Genomic DNA, 18,902 nt, shown 5'->3' on the forward strand with positions numbered 1-18,902 from the left:
CCGGGCGGTTTTCACCCCATACTGGTTTTCGCGGGCCCCCCCCCCCCCCCGCCCCACCGCCCCCCGGCTTGGGGGGCGGGCCCCCCGTTTCCGGGGTCATGCCGAACACGCCGGAACTGTGAAACTGGACCAGGCAACATTCTCGTAACCTGGCGACCCTTAGACTTGCAGTGCGTCGCAGCCGTGCGGGAGAGCCCCGGATGTGGATGTCCTTCCTCGGGGCAGCCGGATTCGGGCGCCGAAGGAGCAGCACCTCCCCGTCAATCTCTCAGGCACAAGGGACCGTGCGGAGTTTCGGCGCCTCTGGAAAGTGATGGTCCGCGAGCCATCCGCCCATGGTGAAAGGGGTTCGGCCACAAGGCCGGAACCCGAATCTCTCAGGCGCCAAGGACAGAGGGGGAGGGCAGTAGCCCGTCGGCACGGCGCCGACCCCGCCCACCCTTGGAGCCCTCGTGACCTGGACTCGATCCTTTGCCGACCGCCATATCGGACCCGACAGCGGCGAACTCGAGCGCATCCTGTCCGTCGTCGGCGTCGCCTCGCTGGACGAACTCGCCGCGCGCGCGGTGCCCGCCAGCATCCTGGACGCCGAGACCGGCAACGGGCTCGCGGTGCTGCCGCCCGCGGTGAACGAGCACGAGGTCCTGGCCGAGCTGGCCGCGCTGGCGAATTCGAACACGGTGGCCACCACCATGATCGGGCTCGGCTACTACGACACCCTCACCCCACCGGTGCTGGTGCGCAACCTCATCGAGAACCCGGCCTGGTACACCGCCTACACCCCGTACCAGCCCGAGATCAGCCAGGGCAGGCTCGAGGCTCTGCTCAACTTCCAGACCATGGTCTCGGACCTGACCGGCATGGACGTGGCCAACGCGTCGATGCTGGACGAGGCCACCGCCGCCGCCGAGGCCATGACGCTGCTGCAGCGGGCCAACCGCGCGAGCAAGTCCCAGCGCCTGCTCATCGACTCCGATCTGTTCCCGCAGACCCGCACGGTGCTGTTCACCCGCGCCGAGCCCCTCGGCATCGAGATCGTCGAAGCCGATCTGGCCGACGGCGACCTGCCCGAGGGCGACTTCTTCGGCGTGCTGCTGCAGCAGCCGGGCGCCTCGGGCCGCATCGTGGACTGGACCCCGGTCATCGAGGCCGCGCACGCGCGCGGCGCACTGGTCGCGGTCGGCGCGGACCTGCTGGCGATGACGCTCATCACCCCGCCGGGCGAACAGGGCGCGGACTGCTGCTTCGGCACCACCCAGCGCTTCGGCGTCCCGCTCGGCTTCGGCGGGCCGCACGCGGGCTACCTGGCCGTGCGCACCCCGCACGCGCGCCAGCTGCCCGGCCGCCTGGTCGGCGTCTCGGTCGACGCCGACGACAACGTCGCCTACCGCCTCGCGCTGCAGACCCGCGAGCAGCACATCCGCCGCGAGAAGGCGACCTCGAACATCTGCACCGCCCAGGTGCTGCTGGCCATCGTGGCCGCCATGTACGCCTCGTACCACGGCGCGGACGGACTGCGCTCGATCGCGCGCCGCGTGCACGGGCACGCCCAGTGGCTGGCCGCCGGGCTCGGTGACGCCGTCGTGCACCAGAACTACTTCGACACCGTGCTGGTGCGCGTGCCCGGCGGCGCGGAGTCCATCGTCGCCAAGGCCAAGGGCGCCGGCATCAACCTGCGCCTGGTCGACGGCGACCACGTCGGCATCGCCTGCGACGAGGCGACCACCGACGCACACGTGGTCGCGGTGCTGGACTGCTTCGGCGCGGAGATCCCGGTCGGCCCGGAAGGCGCGCTGCTGCACGGCAAGCAGCGCCCGCACATCGAGAACCGCACCTCGGAGTACCTGACCCACCCGGCCTTCACCCGCTACCGCACCGAGACCGCCATGCTGCGCTACCTGCGCGGGCTCTCTGACAAGGACATCGCGCTGGACCGCAGCATGATCCCGCTCGGGTCCTGCACCATGAAGCTCAACGCCGCCGCGGAGATGGAATCGATCACCTGGCCGGGCTTCAACCGGGTGCACCCGTACGCGCCCGTCGAGGACGCCCCCGGCCTCATCCGCCTGGTCGAGGATCTCGAGGGCTGGCTGTCCGCGGTCACCGGCTACGACCGAGTCTCCTTGCAGCCCAACGCCGGTAGCCAGGGCGAGTACGCGGGGCTGCTGGCGATTCGCCGGTACCACCTCGATCGCGGCGACACCCACCGTGACACCTGCCTCATCCCCTCGAGCGCACACGGCACCAACGCCGCCTCGGCCGCGATGGTCGGCATGCGGGTGGAGGTCGTCAAGACCAAGGCCAACGGTGACGTGGACCTGGACGATCTGCGCGCCAAGATCGCCGATCACGCCGAGCGGCTGGCCTGCATCATGATCACCTACCCGTCCACGCACGGCGTGTACGAGCACGAGGTCGCCGAACTGTGCGCCATGGTGCACGAGGCCGGCGGTCAAGTGTACGTGGACGGCGCGAACCTCAACGCGCTGGTCGGTCTGGCCCGGCCGGGCAAGTTCGGCGGCGACGTCAGCCACCTGAACCTGCACAAGACCTTCTGCATCCCGCACGGCGGCGGCGGTCCGGGCGTCGGCCCGGTGGCGGTGCGCGAGCACCTGGCGAAGTACCTGCCCGGCGATCCGCTGGAGACGGGTTCGCACGCGGTGTCCGCGGCCGAGTACGGCTCGGCCTCGATCCTGCCGATCACCTGGTCCTACATCCGCATGATGGGCGCGGACGGGCTGCGCGCGGCGACCCTGACCGCCATCGCCTCGGCCAATTACATTGCGCGGCGGCTGGATCCGCACTTCCCGGTGCTGTTCACCGGCGACAACGGCATGGTCGCGCACGAGTGCATCCTGGATCTGCGCGAGATCACCAAGCGCACCGGCGTGACCGTCGACGACGTGGCCAAGCGCCTGGCGGACTACGGTTTCCACGCCCCGACCATGAGCTTCCCGGTCGCGGGCACCCTCATGGTGGAGCCGACCGAGAGCGAGAACCTGGAGGAGATCGACGCGTTCATCGACGCCATGATCGCCATCAAGGGTGAGATCGATCAGGTCGAGGCGGGCGTGTGGCCGGTCGAGGACAACCCGCTGCGCGGCGCCCCGCACACCGCCCAGTGCCTGGTCGGGGAGTGGGACCACCCGTACAGCCGCGAGACCGCGGTCTACCCGCGGGGGCTGCACAGCGCGCGGGCCAAGGTGTGGCCCTCGGTGCGGCGCATCGACGGCGCGTACGGCGACCGCAACCTGGTCTGCTCCTGCCCGCCGCTGGATTCGTACGCGGAGTAGGTCTTTCGGGCGCGCGGCCCGGGTGAATCGCGGAAAACTCGGCGCCCCACCGGTTCTCGGAACCGGTGGGGCGCTCGTGTCGTGGCCGCGGTCGTAGCCGTCAGGCGTGGGACGGCTTCCAGGTCGCGATGGCCCAGATGACCACGACATTGAGGGCGATGATCAGCAGCGACCACGCCGGGTAGTAGGGCATGGACAGGAAGTTCTCGATGATCGAGAACGCCGCCAGGATGATGGCGATCACGCGGGCCCAGTCTCTGCCCGCGATCAGGCCGATCGCCACGACGACCTCGAGGGCGCCCATGATGATGTGAATCCAGCCCCACGCGGTGGTGTTGAATTCGTAGACGTAGCCCGAGTTGATGACCAGCAGGTCGTCCGCCGCGACCGCGGAGATGCCCTGCAGGATCGACAAAACACCGATGACCATGAGCAGAATGCCGGCCGCGATGGAGGTGCCCGCGGCGAAGCCCTGCTTGACCGAAACCCCGGTTTCCGCATTGTGTGCCATGTGCCGAATATGCCACTTGTTTGCTAGCACATGTTGCAGTGCGGAGATCGTGTCGTGAGCGGTATCGGTCCGAAACCTGTCCGCGACCCGTTCTTTGTGAATCATGGGGTGGTCAGCGCCTTGGACATCGCGGTTCCGAAGGCGAGATCGTTGGTGGTCGGCACCTTGGAGTAGGTGCCGCCCGTTCGTTCGCTGAGTGTTTGCAATGTTTGGGTTCCGGCGCCGCCGATGACGATCACATCCACCCGGACGGGTGTGGCGGGATCGGTGGCGGCGGCGATATCGGCCAGCAGCTTCTCCCCGGTGACGGGCGAGTCGTCATCGGGCCCGTCGGTGATCAGCAGGATCGAATTGGTGCGCGCCTTCGCGTAATCGGCGACGGCGGCGCGGTAGGCGGCCAGCAGGGTGGGGTAGGTGCGATCGGTCTTCGAGGTGCCCGCGGTGACGCCGCCCAGCCCCCGGGTCAGCGCCGCGCGCTGGTCGGCGGTCAGCGGCCCGACCGGGGTGACGACACGGTACGGGGTCTCGCCGTCCACGTTCTTCGCGTACTCCCACACGCCGAGTCCGAACTCGGGCGGCATGACCTGGGTGGTGGACTGCAGCGCGGCGATCGCGGTGGCCAGGCGGGTGGCCCCGCCCTCCTGGGTCGACATCGATGCCGAGATATCCAGTAGCACCGTGGCGCTCACCCCGAGCACCGGATGGGTCAGCGTCTTGTTCACCTGTTCCAGCGCGGCCTTGGCGGGCGCGGCCGCGGTGGCCGGGGGAGCGGCCCCGAAACCGTTGTCGGTGAACAGCTTCGACTGTTCGGGAGCGCGCAGGAAGTCGGCGAACAGCGTCGCCGCCAGCTTCTGCGACTGGTCGAGCCAGTTGCCGCTGATCTGCGCCGCCGGATAGTCGTGCACCGGTCCGTTGCCGGCGGGCCGGAAGGCGGTGAGCGGGGCTCTCGTTCGAATCTGCTGCTCGGTGGCGGGCACCGCGTGCACTGCGGCCTCGGCGCCGGGGGCCGCGGCGAGCGCGGACAGCGCGGCGTCGGTGTCGGCGGCCGCGGGCGCATCGGCGGCGAGCAGCGAGATCGCGGAGATCACCTGCCCGGCGGCCGCGGCCTTCTCGTCCAGCGGGTCGGTGCCCGAGACGCCCGAGCCGACGGCGGTCGCCACCGCAACCGCGCTGTCCCCCGCGGGCAACGCCAGGCGCAGTGCGTTCCAGGAGTCGAGGCCGAGATCGGCGAGCGCGCCGGGCTGCTGCAGACGCGGCAGGTCGGCCCAGTTCACCCCGGCCGACTCCAGCGCGCGGCGCAGTTCGTCCGGAACCGCGAGCGCGACGGGGCTCACCGCGATGGGCGCGGGGGTGCCCGCGATCAGGCCGGGCACCCGCATGAGCTCGATCGAGCGCGCGGAATCGGGTATCCACAGACCCGGCTGCGGGCCGAGATCGCGATTCCAGGGCGCGCCCGAGGTGAAGGAGGCGACCACGGCCGCGGTCGGCCGGGGATTCACCACCACCTCCGCGCAATGGTCGCGGACCTGCGGATTGGTCGCGTTGAAGCGGTCCGCGGCGGCCTGCACGGGGGTCGCTATCTCCGGATCGACGGTCACGTTCAGGGTGGCGGTGCCCTCGACGCACGCGGAGGCCGCGGCGTTGTCGCGATTCTCCGCGCGCTGCTGCAGCCACGCCCAGCCGACCACGGCGAGCGCTAAGGCGATCACCGCTACCACTGCGACAATCGGTCCTTTACTGACACCTCGTGACCGACCCGCGGCGCGATGAGTACCCACGGCCGCCAGTCTATGGTCCCGAAAAATTGGCCCTGACCTGGGTCTGCGGCGATCGCGACGAAGTGGCGCGGAACACCGCGCCACCGAATTGCCCGACCGCGCCACAGCGGTAGCGGGCGGGTGGCCGGCGGACGGCACGACGGCCGCGCCCGGGCACCCGAGGTGCCGGACGCGGCCGCCGATATCGCCGTTCCGCTGTTTATTCGCGGATCATGGTGCCGCGGTCGTACTCGTGCCCGCCCCACACACCGGACTGGCCGGTCCGTGCGGCGAATTCCCCGCATTCGCGGCGGATCGGGCAGGTATCGCAGATCTGCCGGGCGTACTCGAAGTCCTGCGACGGGAAGGGAAACCACGCCTCGTGGTTGGGATCACCCTGGCAGGCGGCATGCTGCCAGTAGTTCTTCGAATCGGAGATGGGGAGCAGATCGGCCAGGGTCGGCTCCTCCGCCACGGTGGTTTTGGTCATCATCGGATCTCGCTCCTTTCGCTCCGATCACGCCGTGTTCGTACTTCTTGCTCGGGCGCCCTACGAGGCGGCCAGGTCCTTCCAGATCTGACGCTGTCGCCGGGCTATGTCGTTGGGGGCCTTGGGCTCCCACAGCAGTCGCATTCCGGCCTCCTCGGGAGTCCGGTCCGCCTTGGACGTATTGCACGGCCCGCAGGCCGCGATCAGGTTGGACCAGGTGTTCGGGCCACCGTGGGAACGGGGCTTGATGTGGTCCACGGTGCGCGCCCAGCCCGAGCAGTACCCGCAGCGGAACTGGTCGCGGCGCAGGATGGCGGGCAGGGTGGCGCGGCTGTTGTCGTCGGGCGCCAGGATCCGGTGCTCGAGGTAGATGTAGCGGGTGAGCCGGATGGTTTCCGGCAGCGCGATCTCGAATTCCTGCGAACGGATGGGGAAGTACGGCTCGTGATCCACGACCGGTTCGGCGGCGCCGGTCAGCAGCAGCACCACGGCGCGTTCGGCGCGGATCTCGGTCAGCGCCTCGAAGGAGGCGTTGAGCAGCAGTACTCCCCGGTGTATCCAGTTGTCTGCGGTTATCTCCGGGTCTTGGGAATGACGGAACAGCATGGGGGTCACCATGTTTCGTGAAGAGGAAGAACAGAAAGGGAGAAGTGGGCGGGACTACGCCGCGGCCTGGAGGCGGTGCGAATCGGTGTGCAACTCACGTGTGCTGTCGCCCACGCCGCCGATTCGTAGTTCCGACTTCGCCGGATACCGTTCCGAGAACACTGGATTCACTGCCGCCTCCTCCTTCCTGCTGGTCACGGCCGCTATCGGCCGGTTCGATCGTCGTCGAAACATATGGTGACACAACGGACACGCCGTTGTCGGGTCATTTTTTGGTGGCCCCCACCGTCATCTGATAACGCGCGTGCGGGCGGGTTTGTTCCGGTCGTGCGTATCCGCCCGGAAACAGCGAATCCCCCGGCCGCGGCGGCCGGGGGATTCACCGATGGCTGTGGGAGGCCCGGATCAGAGTGGAACCGGACCGTGCGAACCGGTGGACGCCCAGGCCCACGCGCCGTTGATACGGCCGAGGATCAGATTGAAGACGTCCAGCACCGTTGAACCCATGAAACTTCCTCACTGCAGATGGCTGTCGCCCGGCAGCGTATCGATGATCGAGTGGCAATGGAACGCCTTGGCGCAAACGAGAAGCGCCTCACGCCCCGGCGGAGATCCAGCTCTCGTAGGTGTACCAGGGGCCGTCGATGCGGGTGTAGCTGGTGCCCGCGCGGGCGTGCGCGGCCGGTGCGGGCGGATCGCCGTGCGGGATATAGGCGAAGCCTTCGACCCCGAGACTGGTGTCGGCGAGGCTGAAGGCGCAGCCGCCCGCGATCACCCGCACGTAGTCGACGCGGTACATCCCGAACCGCTGTTCGGCGTGGGTGTCCGCGCAGGCCCCGGCGGTGCGTTCGAGCGCGGGCCGCGACAGCTCCCAGCCGATCCGGGTCGGCGCGCCGGAGCTCAGCAGCGCCAGCGTCACCGTCACCGCCACCGGCGCGGCCGCGGTGAGTATCCACGCCCGGTGCGCGACCGCGCCGGAAACCGCTGCCACCAACCAGATTCCGCCGGCGACGACCAGTACCCACCCGCCGAGCAGCAGCGCGACCAGCCGGTCACCGTGGGAGGCGTACTCCCACAGCACCCACAGGCAGACCGCGCCGATGAACGCGGTGATCGCGGCCATGGACAGCCGCCAGGCCCGGCTATGCGACGGTGGGGTGTATCCGGGCGCCGATACCGCCGAATATGTAGTCACGAGAGCGCATCCTGTCCCGGCGACGAGAACCGGTCAGTCGAAGTGGTAGGAGTAAGTTCTCGAATCACCCGAACATAGCAGTCGCGCAACGCACGGAAGCCCCGATCGACAGGGTCGATCGGGGCTTCCGCTATTCGCTAGCTTCGCTGAACCGGAAGGTTCAGCTGCACTTGGCCGCCTGCTCCTTCGCCTCGCGGCGACGACGGTGCAGGATGGGCTCGGTGTAGCCGTTGGGCTGCTTGGTGCCCTCGAGCACGAGCTCCTTCGCCGCCTGGAAGGCGATCGAGCCGGCGAAGTCCGGGGACAGCGGGCGGTAGTTCGCGTCGCCGGCGTTCTGGCGGTCCACGATGGGGGCCATGCGCTGCAGGCTCTCGATGACCTCGGCCTCGGTGACCACGCCGTGACGCAGCCAGTTGGCAACCTGCTGGCTGGAGATGCGCAGGGTGGCGCGGTCCTCCATCAGGCCGACATCCTTGATGTCCGGCACCTTCGAGCAGCCGACGCCCTGGTCGATCCAGCGGACCACGTAGCCCAGGATGCCCTGGGAGTTGTTGTCCAGCTCCTGCTGCTTCTCCTCCGCGGACCAGTTGGTGTCCTGGGCGAGGGGGATTTCCAGGATCTGATCGACGGTGGCGCGGGGGCCGCCCTTGGCGATCTCGGCCTGCCGCTTGAACACGTCCACCAGGTGGTAGTGGGTGGCGTGCAGGGTGGCGGCGGTGGGCGAGGGCACCCACGCGGTGTTGGCGCCGGCCTTGGGGTGGCCGATCTTCTGGACCAGCATGTCGGCCATCAGGTCGGGCATGGCCCACATGCCCTTGCCGATCTGCGCCTTGCCGGGCAGGCCGGCGGCGATGCCGGTGTCGACGTTCCAGTCCTCGTAGGAGGCGATCCACTGCTGGGCCTTCATGTCGGCCTTGCGGACCATGGGCCCGGCCTCCATGGAGGTGTGGATCTCGTCGCCGGTGCGGTCCAGGAAGCCGGTGTTGATGAACACCACGCGGTCCGCCGCGGCCTGGATGGACGCCTTGAGGTTGACCGTGGTGCGGCGCTCCTCGTCCATGATGCCGACCTTGAGGGTGTTGCGCTCGAGGCCGAGCACGCCTTCGATGCGGGTGAACAGCTCGTTGGTGAAGGCCACCTCGTCCGGGCCGTGCATCTTCGGCTTCACGATGTACACCGAGCCGGTGCGCGTATTGGCAACGCGCGCTTCACCGTTCAGCGCGTGCTTGGCGATCAGCGAGGTGATGAGGCCGTCCATGATGCCCTCGGGGACCTCGTTGCCGGCCGCGTCGATGATCGCGTCGGAGGTCATGAGGTGACCGACGTTGCGGACGAACAGCAGCGAGCGGCCGTGCAGGACCAGGTCCGAACCGTCGAGCGCGGTGTAGACGCGATCCGGGTTCATGGTGCGGGTGAAGGTCTTGTCACCCTTGGTGACCTCCTCCGCCAGATCGCCCTTCATCAGGCCGAGCCAGTTGGTGTAGCAGAGCACCTTGTCCTCGGCGTCGACCGCCGCGACCGAGTCCTCGAAGTCCATGATCGTGGTGACCGCGGACTCCAGCACGACGTCCTTGATGCCGGCGGCGTCGGTGGAGCCGACCGGGGACTCGGGGTCGATCTGGATCTCGATGTGCAGGCCGTTGTGCTTGAACAGCAGCGAGGTCGGGGCCTCGGGGGTGCCGAGGTAGCCGACCAGGGTGTCCGCGTAGGCCAGGCCGATGTCGGTGCCGTCCTCGAGGGTGACCTCGAGCTCGCCGTCGACGATGGCGTACCTACTGGTGCCCAGGTGGGAGCCGGTGATCAGCGGCAGCGCGTCGTCGAGGAAGTTGCGGGCCCACTCGATGACCTTGTCGCCGCGAACCTTGTTGTAGCCCTTGCCCTTCTCCGCGCCGTTCTCCTCGGAGATGGCGTCGGTGCCGTACAGGGCGTCGTACAGCGAGCCCCACCGCGCGTTCGCCGCGTTGATGGCGAAGCGGGCGTTCATCACCGGGACCACGAGCTGCGGGCCCGCGGTGGTGGCGATTTCGGCGTCCACATTGACCGTGCCGATCTGGAAGTCGGCCGGTTCGGGACGCAGGTAGCCGATCTCGGTGAGGAACTGCTTGTAGGCAGCCTTGTCGTAGCCGGCGCCGGGGTTGGCGCGGTGCCACTCGTCGATCTTGGCCTGGATGTCGTCGCGCTCTGCCAGCAGAGCCCGGTTAACGGGGGCGAGGTCGTTGATCACGGCCTCGGCACCCGACCAGAACGCGGCGGAGTCTACGCCGGTGCCGGGAAGAGCCTCGTTGTTCACGAAATCGTGAAGAACGCGCGCGACCTGGAGTCCGCCGACCTGAATCCGCTCTGTCATCTACTGCCTCGTTTCGAGATAGCCGGTGTAAAGGGTGCAAAAAGTACGCCCGTCATGTTACTCGCGGGTATGGCCGGTGGTGATGGCGCACCTGTTGTAAGCGCGCGTCGGCCGTCCTTGATTCCCGCGGAGCCCCCTTGATTGTATCGCTCGGTACATTTAATGTACCGAGTAGAACATTTCCTGATTCGGTCGTGCGAAGGTGCCAGATATGGGAAAAGCGTTGTCCGGCAAGGTCGTTGTCGTGACCGGCGGCAGCCGTGGGCTGGGCCGGGAGATGGTGCTGGCCTTCGCCGAAGCCGGCGCCGACGTGGTGATCGCCAGTCGCAAGTTCGACGCGTGTGACGCACTCGCCACCGCCGTGCGCGAGACATTCGGTCGGCGGGCGCTGCCGGTGGCCTGCAACGTGGGCGAGTGGGGGCACTGCGAGGCCCTGACCGAGGCCGCCTACGCCGAATTCGGGCGGGTCGACGTGCTGGTCAACAACGCCGGCATGTCCCTGCTGTACCCGAGCCTGGATCAGGTGACCGAGGCCATGTTCGACAAGATCATCGCCACCAATCTCAAGGGCCCGTTCCGGCTCTCGGCGCTGATCGGGGCGCGGATGGCCGCCGCCGGGGGCGGATCGATCATCAACATCTCCTCCATCGAGGCCGTGCGGCCCGAACCCCTGGCCGTGCCGTACGCGGCGGCCAAGGCCGCGCTCGAGACCCTGGGCGGCGGGCTCGCGCGGACCTACGGGCCGGGTGTGCGGGTCAACACCATCCGCTGCGGGGCCTTCGACACCGACATCGCCAAGGCCTGGCCGCCGGAGATGAAGGACGAACTCGCCCGGCACACCGTGCTCGGGCGGATCGGCGCACCCGCGGACATCGTCGGCGCGGCCCTGTTCTTCGCCTCCGACGCCTCTGCCTACTGCACCGGATCGACGCTCGCGCTCGACGGCGGCATCCGATGACCGCCGCGGTGCCCGCCCGGCGGCGCGGCCGGCCGCCCGCGTCGGAGGCCAACACGGGGGAGACCCGCGAGCGCATCGTGCGCGCGGCCATGGAACTGTTCGCGGAGAAGGGTTTTCACGCCACCAGCGTCGCCGAGATCGGCGACCGGTCGGGCATCCAGCGTGGTGCGCTGTACTACCACATCGGGTCCAAGGAGGAACTGCTCTTCCAGATCCGGCGCGGATACACCCAGATCATGCTGGACGCCGCGCTGGCCATCGCCGACGGCGCGGGCACACCGCTGGACCGGCTGCGCGGGCTGATTCGCGCGCACGTGCTGCTGATCATCGAGCACCAGCACGAGGTCACCATCGCGCTGCGCGACGCGGGCGCGCTGACCGGCGAACGGCAGGCCGATCTGCAGACCCTGCGCGACGGCATCCAGAACTGCTGGCAGCGGGTGTTCGACGAGGCGTACGCCGCGGGCGCGCTGCGCTCGAACGATCACGTCGTCACCAACAGCGTCGTGGCCATGCTGAACATGGTCAGCGCCTGGTACCGCCCCGGCGGCGAGCACACCCCCGGCGAGATCGCCGACATACTCACCACCTCCATCCTCGACGGTGTCGCGGCACCGGCCGGAAACAAGTGAAAGGCTGACCATGGCTTGGGATTTCGAGACCGACCCGGAATACCAGAAGAAACTGGACTGGGTCGCGGAGTTCGTCCGCACCGAGGTGGAGCCCCTGGATCTGCTGTACCCCGAACCGTACGACCGTTCGAACCCGGAGATCCGGGCGCTCATGAAGCCGTTGCAGGAGACGGTGAAGGAGCAGGGGCTGTGGGCGTGCCACCTGGGTCCCGAACTCGGCGGCCCCGGCTACGGTCAGGTGAAGCTGGCGCTGCTGAACGAGGTCATCGGCACCTCGAAGTGGGCGCCGCTCGTGTTCGGCTGCCAGGCGCCCGATTCCGGCAACGCCGAGATCCTCGCGCACTTCGGCACCGAGGCGCAGAAGGCGAAGTACCTGCAGCCGCTGCTCGACGGTGAGATCGGGTCCTGTTACGTCATGACCGAACCCACCGGCGGCTCGGATCCGACCTCCTTCAAGACCCTGGCGGTGCGCGACGGCGACGACTGGGTCATCAACGGCGAGAAGTGGTTCAACTCCGCCGCCGAGTTCGCCTCCTTCCACATCGTGATGGTGGTGACCGATCCGGAGGCCGAGCCGCACAAGCGACTGTCGATGTTCATCGTGCCCGCCGACGCCCCCGGCCTGGAGATCGTCCGGAACTTCACCGTCCCGGGATTCTCGGAAAACGAAGGGCACCTGCGCTTCACCGACGTGCGCGTGCCCGCCGACGCGCTGCTGGGCGCGGAGGGGCTCGGGTTCATCGTGGCCCAGACCCGCCTGGGCGGCGGCCGGGTGCACCACGCCATGCGCACGGTCGCCATGGTGCGCAAGGCCTTCGACATGATGTGCGAGCGCGCGGTGTCGCGGCCCATGCGCAAGGGCGTGCTCGGCGGTCTGCAGATGACGCAGGAGAAGATCGCCGAGGCCTGGATCGAGATGGAGCAGTTCCGCCTGCTCGTGCTGCGCACCGCGTGGCGCATCGACAAGGAACAGGACTACCGCAAGGTGCGGCACGACATCGCCGCCATCAAGGTGGCCATGCCCAAGGTCATGCACGACATCGCCCAGCGCGCCATGCACCTGCACGGCGCGATCGGCGTGAGCACCGATCTGCCCTTCGTGGACATGATGAACTACGCGCAGGTCATGGCCATCGCGGACGGGCCGACCGAGGTGCACAAGATCACCCTGGCGAAGGAGGTCCTCAAGACCTACGCGCCCGGTGACCCGGTGTACCCCAGCGGCTATCGCCCCGCGCTGCGCGAACAGGCCCGCGAACTGGTGGCGCGCCGGCTCGAGCACACCGTCGGGAACCTGTAGCCGCGCCCGGGCGCGCCCCGCGCCTCGCCGTGCACACCGCTCGTCCGGTGAAAACCGTTCGGGTGGAGTTGAATCGACCCTGCGAGGTCGAGAGCGGCGAGGTCGGGAGGCGTCATGGTGCCGGTGCGGAAGATAGCGCGTTCACCCATCACCTGGGTGCTGACGGCGGTGCTGACCGCCGCGCTGGTGTTCGGGCTGGTCTTCTTCGAGCCGTGGCGGCTGTTCACCAGCACGACGGTCGAGGAGGCGGCCCCGACGGTGTCCGGTCCCGCGACCCCCGGCACCCCGCCGACCCGCACGCTGTTCACCGGCTCGCTCATCTCCCACGAGCACGACACCTCCGGCACCGTCGAGGTGCTGCAGCTCGGTGACGGCAGCCGGGTGCTCCGGATCGAGGACCTCGACACCTCCGACGGCCCGGATCTGCACGTGTGGCTGGCGGCCGCGCCGGTGATCCCGGGCCGGGACGGCTGGGGCGTCTTCGACGACGCGGCCTTCCTGGATCTGGGAGAGCTCAAGGGCAACAGGGGAAGTCAGAACTACGACATTCCCGCCGAGGCCGATCTGTCGGTGCTGCGCAGCGTCACGGTGTGGTGCGCGCGCTTCCACGTGTCGTTCGGGGCGGCGGAACTCGTCGCGGGGTAGGAGCGGCGCGATGCCCCCGAAAGACCCGGCTTGCGCGCTCGGTTAGCACGGGTTGTGTTGCCCGGTCAGGATTTCCGAGAAAACCGAACTGTCCCACTTTGGGACACCGTTCCGCGTTGCGAGTGTGACTGAATAGCATTTCACTTCTTCGCAGGGCGGACGCGCGTCCGGCGGCGTCCGCGGGATCGCGAAGGACCACCCGCTCGATGAAGAGATCGCTGCTCACCCTCGGAACACTCGCCTGCGCCCTCACACTGGTCATGGCGTCCGGGGGTACCGCCACCGCGCAGACCCAGGCGAATCCGGGCTGGGGCCTGGATCGGATCGACCAGGCCACACTGCCGCTGAACAACAGCTTCAGCACCACCTCGGACGGCACGGGGGTGAACGTCTACGTCATCGACGGCGGGCTCGACATCACCCATCCGGACTTCGGCGGGCGGGCGTCCATCGTGTGGGACAAGTTCGATCCCACGGGCCTGTCCGGCACCCCGACCGACGATCACGCCACGGTGATGGCGAGCATCGCCGCCGGATCGATGTACGGGGTCGCCAAGAACGCCACGATCCTCGGGGTCAAGACGTACAACACCGCCAACGGCGTCCCGGTACAGTCCGATCTCATCAGCGCGATCAACTGGGTCAAGAACGACGCCCCGGCCCGGGGCCCGTCGGTCGCGGTCATCTCGACCAACTACGTCGACTACGGCCAGACCTCCGCGCTCAAGAACGCGGTCAACGCGCTGGCGAATTCCGGTGTGTTCGTTGCGGTTTCGGCGGGCAACATCATCGACGGCGACGACGCGTCCTCGTCGAACTGGAACGCCTGCTTCAACACTCCGGCGAGTTCGATCGGCGCGATGGTGGTCGGCGCCAGCGACGACACCGACCACGTGGTGCGGCACTCGACCTTCAACTCGCCCGGCGGCGGCACCGCGGTGTGGAGCAGCGCGTACGGCGGGTGCGTGGACATCTTCGCGCCGGGGCAGTACGTCGCCGCCGCCATGTCGGGCGGCGGCAACGCCCTGGAGGCGGGCACCTCGTTCGCGGCACCCTACGTGGCGGGCGCGGCCGCGCTGTACAAGGCCAAGTTCGGGCAGACCGCCTCGGCGACGGTGAAATCCTGGCTGCTGCAACAGGCTTCGCCGGCCATCATCGATCCGCCGCAGTTCTTCCCCTACGGCACCACGCCGAAGAAGCTGCTGAACGTCAGCGGACTCTGACGAGCCGGCCCGGGGAGCCGGTCAGAGCGAGGGGCGAGGCTCGATCCATAGGGCCTCGGCCAGCGCGCACAGGCTGCCGTCGCGGGTGTACAGGGCGACGCCGACGGTGTACTTGCGGCCGTCCTGCTGCACCGGCCAGGCGTGCGAGATGTACTCCCGGCCCGCGAACATGGGCTCGAACTGGGTCGCGGTGAGCGCGGCGGTGAACGCGCCCAGGCCCATGCGCATGAAATGGAAGGCGGTGATGCCGCCGGGGCAGTCCAGCGCGGACCAGACGACCTCGGGCGGCAGCTGGCCGGTGCTGTCGGCCAGACCGGCGTCGGGCACCCAGGCCGCGGCCATCATGTCGCGGTCGCGCAGCGCCCACGGGAACAGGCGCAGGCCCCGGCCGGGCTCGCAGGCCGAGCCGCAGCCGTAGCAGTCGGTGACCGCGCGCTTGGGGGTGGTGGCGGCGAAGCGGGTGACCGCCTCGGCTTCGGCCCAGGTCGGGGCGGGCGGCGCGAACCGGGTGAGCATCGAGGGGGTCGCCTCGACCAGCGGGGTGCCGTCCATCGTGGTGAGCGCGGTGCGCCCGTTCTCGGGGAGCGTCAGCCGGAGCGGGGTGTCGACCGCAACCACCCGGCGGAAATCCACACGCGTGGTGAGGTTTCCGCTCCTTCCGGCCAAAATACCCGCCACATAGCCGCCGAAGGCCAGATCGGGGTAACCGTGGATATGAGCCGGAATGGAAAACGTGTCCAGCTGACTGGTCATGCTGTCGGGACCTCCAGTGCCTGAGTCTGTGACCACGTTCGACGATAGCGCCGGACCCGCTGATCGGGGAGAAGACCCAGGTGGGAGTGACCCGTTGCACACGCTCACACGGCGTGGCGCGGCGACTCAGCCGAGCGCTGAACCGCCGCCGTGAACATTCACCTTCTGACCGCTGACGTACTCGGCGTTCTCGGACACCAGGAACCTGACCATATTGGCCACGTCCTCGGGCCGGCACACCCGGCCGAACGGCGAGCTGTCGTCCAGGGCGCGAATATCGGCGCCCCCGGTGACGGCATGGACGAGGCGCCGCCCCATCTCGGTGTCGACCAGGCCGGGCGCGACCACGTTCACCCGGATGCCGTACCGGAGTTCCTCCTTCGCCAGGGTGAAGGCCAGCGCCTCGAGCGCGGCCTTGGCCATGGTGTACGGCGCGCCGCCCGCGGCGTGCGCGAGCGTCGCGACACTGGAGATCATGATGATGTCCCCGCGCGGGCGAGTTCGCATGGCGGGCAACACCAGTCGTGTGACGTGGTGGGCGCCGATCGCGTGGGTGGACAGCACCCGCTGCACCTCGGCCGGATCGGTGTCCGCGACGAATCGGCCGCGGCTGGCGATCCCGGCGTTGTTGACCAGAATGTCGATGCCGCCGAACTCGTCGAGGATCCGATCGACCATGCGCTCGTCGTCCTCGATCGAGTCCACGCTGGCCCGCACCGCGAACGACCTGCGTCCCAGGGCCTGGATCGCGGCCACGGTCTCGGCCGCCGCGTCGGCGTCGGAACGGTAGTTCACCACCACGTCCGCGCCGTCCGCCGCCAGCGCCAGCGCGATCGCGCGCCCGATCCCGCGCCCGCTACCGGTCACCAATGCCACCCGCGCGTCACTCATTCGGATGACATTACGGACACTTCGCCGTCGCACACCAGGATCGGTCACGGCCGAACCCGCCAACTTCGGCCGGGTCCGGCATCGAGACCGCGGCCCCGCCCGGGGCGGCGCGGATCACCGAGGATCAGGACAGCGGCTGGGCGTTGCGCTCGGCCAGCAGCAGGGTCAGGATGCCCGCCTCCTGGGACTGGCCGGTGATCATCGATCGCGCGGTTTCCTTCACCGGGCCGGACGTCACGAGCGCGTCGGCCGACTTGGCCATGGCCACCCCGCCTGCGTGATGACGCAGCATGAGCTGGATGAACAGGGTTTCCGCGGCCGCCCCGCGAGCGGCCGAGAGGGCGTCGAGTTCGGCCATGGTCGCCATGCCCGGCATGGTCGCGCTCGCGCCGGCGGACACCGTGGCGCTCGCACCCGCATGATCGTGTCCGGCGGGCATGTCGGCGGCGGGCATCCAGGACATCGGGTTCGGGTTGGTGGGCGAGGCGTTCGCCAGGCGCAGCCAGCCGAGCATGGTTCCGATCTCGGTGCGCTGGGTGTCGTCGATCTGCTGGGCCAGCTGGCGAATCGAGGCGTCCGCCGCGGGGTCCAAGCGCTGGACCATGAACAGCGCCTGCTGGTGGTGCGCGGTCATGTCCTGGATGAAGCCGATCTCCACGGGCGTGAGAACCGCGGGGGCGGAATGATTTTCGGGGATGATCGCGGGCCGCAGCAGCACGCCCGCGGCGATCAGCGCCAGCGCGAGCGCGCCCAGCAGTACCGCGCGGGTCCCGCGCGCGGCGGTCACGATCCCACCGTGGAGCGCTGGTCGGCGGGCGGGGTGTACACCTCGGGCGCGAGCTCGAGCACCATGAATCCGTTGTCGTTGCAACTGGTCCACAGCTGCGAGCCGTGCCACTCCGGCGGCGCGAAGCACCAGTCGGTGGACAGATCGCCGAAGGCGATCATGCCGGTGCGGGCCGAGAGCGCCTGTGCCGGATCGAATTTGCCTTCGAGGATGGCGCGGGCCACGGCCGGGAACTGCATGGCCGGCACGCCGATGATCGAGGCGAGCGCGTGCGGGGAGTTCCACAGTTCCAGATTGCGTCCGGTGCGGGCCGGGGGATTGAAGTACGCGATCTCCTTGACGTCGAACGGATCTCGCACATCGAAGACGCGGATACCCGATTCCTGCCAGCCGCAGGCCAGGGCCGTCGGGTTGTCCGGCCGGTCCGCGGCGCAGTAGTGCGCGTCGTAGGAGAACACCGAGCCGCCCATCCCCGAGGCCAGCGCGGCGTCGAGGTTGTCGACCAGGTTGATCTCGAGCTTGATCTTGTTGACCACGCGCGGCGCGGTGTCGTCGGAGATGTCGACGAGTTTCACCCCGCCCGCGCCGCCCTCGTCCACGGTGAACAGGTAGGGCGCGCCGTCGTAGGTGACCGGGATGGAGTGCTGGGTGGCCCAGCCGTCGGTCCAGAACGTCCGGCCCAGGTGGGGCACCTGCGGATTCGGATCCCGGCGCTGCACCGCGCTGATGTCCAGCACGGTGAAACCGCCCAGGGCCGAGATGTACATGCGATTGCCGTCGGGGCTGATGCCGAAACCGTGCGCCTCGATACCGGTCAGGCCCTGCCAGATGACGTGCGGGTTGCTCGGATCGGTGAGATCGACCGCGCTCACCAGGCCGGGCGCGATGCCCGAGGCCCAGTAGGTGCGCCCGTCGGGGGAGAACCCGCCCTCGTGGGTGGTCAGCGGCAGCGGCATGAGCAGATTCGTGCCGGGGCCCGGGTTGAGCAGGCGCGGTCGCGCGCAGTCGGAGATGTCGTAGACCGACAGGTAGCCCGCGCCGATGCCGACCGGAACCGCGGTGCCCACCAGCAGCTTTCGCTCGGCGTTGACCTTGAGCGACTCCCAGGTGCCGCCCAGCATGGCAGGTTCGGTGAGGGTCGCGGTCAGCACCGGGTTGGCCGGATCGGAGACGTCCAGGACCTGGACGCCCTGGGCGGGGCCGAGGATGTTGCCCGGGAACAGCGATCCGGTGTACGAGCAGTGCTCGAAGGTCGCGGAGGTGATGCCCGCGCCCTTGCCGACGTAGCCGCCCACGAACGACAGATTGCAGCGGTAGCCCTGCGTGCTGCGGCCGCTGTTTCGATCGGCCGCGGAGACGTCACCCTGAATGCCGGTCTCGGGCAGCGCATCCCCTCCGCACGCCGCCCGCGATACCGCCGTCCGTCCCACATCGAAGAACTGCTGCACCGCGCCGGTGAGATCCGCCTGCGGATTCGCACCCGCCCCGCCCATCGGCAGGACCGCCGCGCACAT

The 18,902-nt window shown here is 68.9% G+C and carries 16 protein-coding genes and 1 riboswitch; of the genes, 6 read left to right on the forward strand and 10 right to left on the reverse strand.

Going from position 1 to position 18,902, the window contains the following annotated elements; genetic code table 11:
* Positions 1-176 precede the first annotated feature (176 nt).
* Positions 177-295: riboswitch (glycine riboswitch) on the forward strand.
* Positions 296-452: 157 nt separating this feature from the next.
* Positions 453-3,293: an aminomethyl-transferring glycine dehydrogenase gene (gene gcvP, locus ACWIGI_RS02175; RefSeq protein ID WP_454200492.1), complete on the forward strand. Its 2,841-nt coding sequence runs from the start codon at positions 453-455 to the stop codon at positions 3,291-3,293.
* A 100-nt stretch (positions 3,294-3,393) separates the two neighbouring features.
* Here the strand turns inward: gcvP and ACWIGI_RS02180 are convergent, their stop codons facing one another.
* The 6 genes from ACWIGI_RS02180 to ACWIGI_RS02205 form a co-directional block, all read right to left on the reverse strand.
* Positions 3,394-3,804 carry a DUF7144 family membrane protein gene (locus ACWIGI_RS02180; RefSeq protein WP_454200493.1) on the reverse strand — a complete coding sequence of 137 codons (411 nt, stop codon included), beginning with the start codon at positions 3,802-3,804 and terminating at the stop codon, positions 3,394-3,396.
* A 101-nt stretch (positions 3,805-3,905) separates the two neighbouring features.
* Positions 3,906-5,513 (reverse strand): VWA domain-containing protein, encoded by a 1,608-nt coding sequence (locus ACWIGI_RS02185; protein ID WP_454200494.1) that lies wholly within the window; start codon positions 5,511-5,513, stop codon positions 3,906-3,908.
* A gap of 268 nt (positions 5,514-5,781) precedes the next feature.
* Entirely contained in the window at positions 5,782-6,051 is a 270-nt protein-coding gene (locus ACWIGI_RS02190) for a WhiB family transcriptional regulator (protein WP_454200495.1), read from the reverse strand.
* 60 nt (positions 6,052-6,111) lie between these two features.
* Positions 6,112-6,657: an HNH endonuclease gene (locus tag ACWIGI_RS02195; protein WP_454200496.1), complete on the reverse strand. Its 546-nt coding sequence runs from the start codon at positions 6,655-6,657 to the stop codon at positions 6,112-6,114.
* Between the two features lie 595 nt (positions 6,658-7,252).
* Positions 7,253-7,852 (reverse strand): hypothetical protein, encoded by a 600-nt coding sequence (locus ACWIGI_RS02200; protein ID WP_454200497.1) that lies wholly within the window; start codon positions 7,850-7,852, stop codon positions 7,253-7,255.
* A gap of 160 nt (positions 7,853-8,012) precedes the next feature.
* Complete coding sequence (locus ACWIGI_RS02205; protein WP_454200498.1) at positions 8,013-10,199, reverse strand: malate synthase G; 2,187 nt, start codon at positions 10,197-10,199, stop codon at positions 8,013-8,015.
* A 211-nt stretch (positions 10,200-10,410) separates the two neighbouring features.
* Between ACWIGI_RS02205 and ACWIGI_RS02210 the strand changes: the two genes are divergently transcribed.
* The 5 genes from ACWIGI_RS02210 to ACWIGI_RS02230 all read left to right on the forward strand — a co-directional run bounded on the left by ACWIGI_RS02210 (position 10,411) and on the right by ACWIGI_RS02230 (position 14,957).
* Complete coding sequence (locus ACWIGI_RS02210; protein WP_454200499.1) at positions 10,411-11,157, forward strand: SDR family NAD(P)-dependent oxidoreductase; 747 nt, start codon at positions 10,411-10,413, stop codon at positions 11,155-11,157.
* Complete coding sequence (locus ACWIGI_RS02215; RefSeq protein ID WP_454200500.1) at positions 11,154-11,789, forward strand: TetR/AcrR family transcriptional regulator; 636 nt, start codon at positions 11,154-11,156, stop codon at positions 11,787-11,789. Before ACWIGI_RS02210 ends, ACWIGI_RS02215 begins: the two co-directional genes overlap by 4 nt.
* 10 nt (positions 11,790-11,799) lie before the next feature.
* Entirely contained in the window at positions 11,800-13,089 is a 1,290-nt protein-coding gene (locus tag ACWIGI_RS02220) for an acyl-CoA dehydrogenase family protein (protein WP_454200501.1), read from the forward strand.
* A gap of 114 nt (positions 13,090-13,203) precedes the next feature.
* Positions 13,204-13,734: a DM13 domain-containing protein gene (locus ACWIGI_RS02225; protein ID WP_454200502.1), complete on the forward strand. Its 531-nt coding sequence runs from the start codon at positions 13,204-13,206 to the stop codon at positions 13,732-13,734.
* A gap of 206 nt (positions 13,735-13,940) precedes the next feature.
* Entirely contained in the window at positions 13,941-14,957 is a 1,017-nt protein-coding gene (locus ACWIGI_RS02230; RefSeq protein WP_454200503.1) for a S8 family serine peptidase, read from the forward strand.
* Positions 14,958-14,978: 21 nt separating this feature from the next.
* Here the strand turns inward: ACWIGI_RS02230 and ACWIGI_RS02235 are convergent, their stop codons facing one another.
* The 4 genes from ACWIGI_RS02235 to ACWIGI_RS02250 all read right to left on the reverse strand — a co-directional run bounded on the left by ACWIGI_RS02235 (position 14,979) and on the right by ACWIGI_RS02250 (position 18,902).
* On the reverse strand, positions 14,979-15,710 hold the full coding sequence (locus ACWIGI_RS02235; protein WP_454200504.1) for a hypothetical protein: 732 nt from the start codon (positions 15,708-15,710) through the stop codon (positions 14,979-14,981).
* A 126-nt stretch (positions 15,711-15,836) separates the two neighbouring features.
* A complete protein-coding gene (locus ACWIGI_RS02240; RefSeq protein ID WP_454200505.1) occupies positions 15,837-16,601 on the reverse strand; it encodes an SDR family NAD(P)-dependent oxidoreductase in 765 nt (254 codons plus the stop codon).
* A gap of 124 nt (positions 16,602-16,725) precedes the next feature.
* Positions 16,726-17,388 (reverse strand): DUF305 domain-containing protein, encoded by a 663-nt coding sequence (locus ACWIGI_RS02245; RefSeq protein ID WP_454200506.1) that lies wholly within the window; start codon positions 17,386-17,388, stop codon positions 16,726-16,728.
* On the reverse strand, positions 17,385-18,902 hold the full coding sequence (locus ACWIGI_RS02250; protein ID WP_454200596.1) for an LVIVD repeat-containing protein: 1,518 nt from the start codon (positions 18,900-18,902) through the stop codon (positions 17,385-17,387). The genes ACWIGI_RS02245 and ACWIGI_RS02250 overlap by 4 nt, the downstream gene beginning before the upstream one ends.

Source organism: Nocardia sp. NPDC055321 (assembly GCF_053645575.1).

Coding starts and splice junctions, on each gene's coding strand:
- ACWIGI_RS02180 (WP_454200493.1), bottom strand. CDS start 3,804: ATGGCACACAATGCGGAAACCGGGGTTTCGGTCAAGCAGGGCTTCGCC.
- ACWIGI_RS02190 (WP_454200495.1), bottom strand. CDS start 6,051: ATGACCAAAACCACCGTGGCGGAGGAGCCGACCCTGGCCGATCTGCTC.
- ACWIGI_RS02195 (WP_454200496.1), bottom strand. CDS start 6,657: ATGCTGTTCCGTCATTCCCAAGACCCGGAGATAACCGCAGACAACTGG.
- ACWIGI_RS02205 (WP_454200498.1), bottom strand. CDS start 10,199: ATGACAGAGCGGATTCAGGTCGGCGGACTCCAGGTCGCGCGCGTTCTT.
- ACWIGI_RS02210 (WP_454200499.1), top strand. CDS start 10,411: ATGGGAAAAGCGTTGTCCGGCAAGGTCGTTGTCGTGACCGGCGGCAGC.
- ACWIGI_RS02215 (WP_454200500.1), top strand. CDS start 11,154: ATGACCGCCGCGGTGCCCGCCCGGCGGCGCGGCCGGCCGCCCGCGTCG.
- ACWIGI_RS02220 (WP_454200501.1), top strand. CDS start 11,800: ATGGCTTGGGATTTCGAGACCGACCCGGAATACCAGAAGAAACTGGAC.
- ACWIGI_RS02225 (WP_454200502.1), top strand. CDS start 13,204: ATGGTGCCGGTGCGGAAGATAGCGCGTTCACCCATCACCTGGGTGCTG.
- ACWIGI_RS02230 (WP_454200503.1), top strand. CDS start 13,941: ATGAAGAGATCGCTGCTCACCCTCGGAACACTCGCCTGCGCCCTCACA.
- ACWIGI_RS02235 (WP_454200504.1), bottom strand. CDS start 15,710: ATGACCAGTCAGCTGGACACGTTTTCCATTCCGGCTCATATCCACGGT.
- ACWIGI_RS02240 (WP_454200505.1), bottom strand. CDS start 16,601: ATGAGTGACGCGCGGGTGGCATTGGTGACCGGTAGCGGGCGCGGGATC.
- ACWIGI_RS02250 (WP_454200596.1), bottom strand. CDS start 18,902: ATGTGCGCGGCGGTCCTGCCGATGGGCGGGGCGGGTGCGAATCCGCAG.